Genomic DNA, 2898 nt, shown 5'->3' on the forward strand with positions numbered 1-2898 from the left:
CCATCCGCTCTGTTCGTTTGTACTCCCCGACTAGCTCTGGTTCAGTCTGCCCGAAAGCCAGGGTAACAACGAAAATTGGAAGTATGGTTAAAGCTCTTGTCATAGTACGTAGCGCATGTGCCCCAACGACTCGGTAAAATGAGTGTGGGAGTTTTATGCAGCTCCGCTTCCACTACATCTTAGCCACGCCGATGATAAAATTAAAATATGTGGCGGAGAATCCAAGCCATCTGACCATTGACAACCGGTGATGCCCACATTCATTTTTACCGCTGTGTTATAGCTTTTTTTCGTTTAGTCTGTTCTGGAGTATTTCCAGCGATCGAATGCCTGAATTATTAAGTTCGACCAATTGGTTTGCCTTGATGATGAAAGCAGTTTGATCAAAGTCACCAATTACTTTGGCTCCGTTGTCGGCTACAAGTAGCAATGTGTCACCGGAGAATCGGTAGGTCCCCTCTGAAGTTATCTCCTTGGATGAATAACCAAGTTGCCAAGTGTTATCATCATAGATCCCAAGCCAAATTCCGCCGATTGGTGCCTCTCGATATGCAGATAGTATAAGCCGTTCAAGCTTGGGATTTGGAGGGTAAATGACTAATTCTTGCACAAGAATCAAGCACAAAGTCACTGCTAGAGTCGTTAGAAAGGCGATTCCAGAACGTCTCCAATTCTTCGCACCCTTTTTGAATACTGCAATTGATGCGAATGTAAGAGATATGAGAAGCCCAACAATTCCCGTTGCCAAAACGACGAGGCCAAAAAGTAGCATGTTATAATACGTCTTTTAAGTTTGGTTCAACTTGTCTAACTATTGTCGCTGGTTTTATCAATTCGGTTACGAGCTATGACCAGCTTTTTGGTATAGGATTCGGGAAAGTCGTTAGACTTACCTTTCAAAACCTCGATAAAATGCTTGTAGTCATTTGCCTGCCAAGCATAGTCCGCTCTTTTCTTAGTTGCTTCTAGATCGATGTTTCGGTTGTAGTCTAGAGTACGATCGATCGCCTCCAGCTTTAGTTGTTGAACAACAGGGGACTCATAGGTTAATTCTGAAATACCGAACTCACGCAGTTCTGTTGCCAACTTTGCTGTCCATTTGGGAATAATGCTGCTGATGTCATGGTTAGCCCATGGAGATTCGTGGTTATGAGTCGTTGTCAGCCTGTCTACGACGGTTTGTAATGGAAAGTCGATTAAGTCAGAGTCAAATCGTAGAGTGCAGTAGAGCCCATGTCCTTGATTCCACTCAAAAACAAATAATAGGATATTGCTTCTGCTCCGATATTCCACTAACCCCTTTTGTTCACAGCTAATGACGTACCCGAGATCACGCAGCACGGCATCCAGATTATCCGCAATTGACGTCTTGAATATTTGCTCTAGGTCCATCTAGGAAGTCATTAGCTATAACGCCTCGGTAAAATGAGTGTGGGAGTTTTATGCAGCTCCGCTTCCGCTACATCTTAGCCACGGCGATTTAAAATTAACCCTTGTGGCGGACATTCCAAGCCAACTTACCAATGGCAACCGATGAAGCCCACATTCATTTTTACCGCTGTGTTACCCACATTTTTACTTCTGCCGGCTTAACCTGAAAGTCATTTGTCCGGCATTATAGCCTTCGAAAGACTTCATATCCTTGGTCACTTGGATTGTGTCGGGGTTCAGGAAACTTATAGCTACAATCATATTCTGGCTTTTCCCGTCGTCTAAAATGAGTAGTTTGCCGCTTTTGGAGAGCCTCCAGCTTTGCTCTTCTGTCCTGGTAATTTGAGCAGAGGTTGGTTGATGAATCGCCGTCGCTATCATGCTGGACGTAACCGTTCCGTTGTTTCGGAATGTGTAAGAGAGATGTGTGTCCCGTACTTGAGGCTCCAGGTAGTCATCGTCGATGTTGAATTGCAGAATTGGCGATGTCCAGGTGCCCTGAAGAAGGGTACTAATGGAGTCATATTGAAATTTGGATAACCCAGGCGCTGCAATCAGATGATATTCTTGTCTTTTGGGTGGCCCGGTATCGAACATATACCCATTAGAGGCATATCTGTCTACCCAAACGTCGATTTGATCGCCTTGGCTAATATTCAACAAATGAAAATAGTCAGGGTAAAAACCGCCGCTTACGAAAATGAACCTATGATCTGCATATGAATCTATCATCCATTTTGCACTTGCTAGATAGATGTCTGACCCCTTTTGACGGACAGATGCTGTCATTGAGTCTGGTTCGAAAGCTAATTCGGATGAATCGTTAGTGTCGGCTGGATTAACAAGCTTCCAGCTATTGTCAATCAGCAATGTCGCCAGGTCACTCTCGCTAATTGTTTGACGAGGTGTCCTAAGCGGTCGGAAAAGAAACTTGGTTGAAATAGTGTCTTGTTCGGTTAGAACCAATGACAGGTAGTTAGTGCTGTCTAATCGTGCAACTACCTTGCCTTCAAAGTCAATCAAAATCTCTCTATCAGATATTTTCGACCATGTCAGGCGTTGCTCTGATTTCCCTAGTATTTTGTAGGTAGCTGTTCCGTCCGTGTTCAGTTCGATTATGTCTTGAAGGGGGAAATAGCTGGTGTCAATTTCTCCCTCTGTCACTTGGGTGTCTTCTTCGCTATTTTCACGGATATTATTCAAATCCAGCACAGGAGTTTTGTCGACCGTGTACATCGCAGAACTTATCCAAACCTTAAAAAATTCGCTTGATTGCCCACTGGTGATACCGGACATGAAAAGCAAGGATATAGCAATTGCGAATCGCATTTATTGTGGGTAACAATATAGTGTTTTAGAGCCAGTTTGTCCAAAGATAAACCAATCGGTTTAATGCTGGGTCGGTAAAGACAAATTGGCTCTAAAACAGCGTTGAACGGGGCTCCTGGGTGCTATGGGGGTAGTTAG

Annotated in this window: 3 protein-coding genes; all 3 read right to left on the bottom strand. The window is 44.0% G+C overall.

Annotated features, from left to right (window positions below; translation table 11 throughout):
• Nucleotides 1–277 precede the first annotated feature (277 nt).
• Nucleotides 278–772 carry a hypothetical protein gene (locus GC130_RS25440; RefSeq protein WP_152001191.1) on the bottom strand — a complete coding sequence of 165 codons (495 nt, stop codon included), beginning with the start codon at nt 770–772 and terminating at the stop codon, nt 278–280.
• A 35-nt stretch (nt 773–807) separates the two neighbouring features.
• Nucleotides 808–1392 (bottom strand): hypothetical protein, encoded by a 585-nt coding sequence (locus GC130_RS25445; protein WP_152001192.1) that lies wholly within the window; start codon nt 1390–1392, stop codon nt 808–810.
• 183 nt (nt 1393–1575) lie between these two features.
• Entirely contained in the window at nt 1576–2727 is a 1152-nt protein-coding gene (locus GC130_RS25450; RefSeq protein WP_152001193.1) for a hypothetical protein, read from the bottom strand.
• Nucleotides 2728–2898: the final 171 nt, after the last annotated feature.

The organism is Imperialibacter sp. EC-SDR9, assembly GCF_902498805.1.
GTDB lineage: Bacteria > Bacteroidota > Bacteroidia > Cytophagales > Cyclobacteriaceae > Imperialibacter.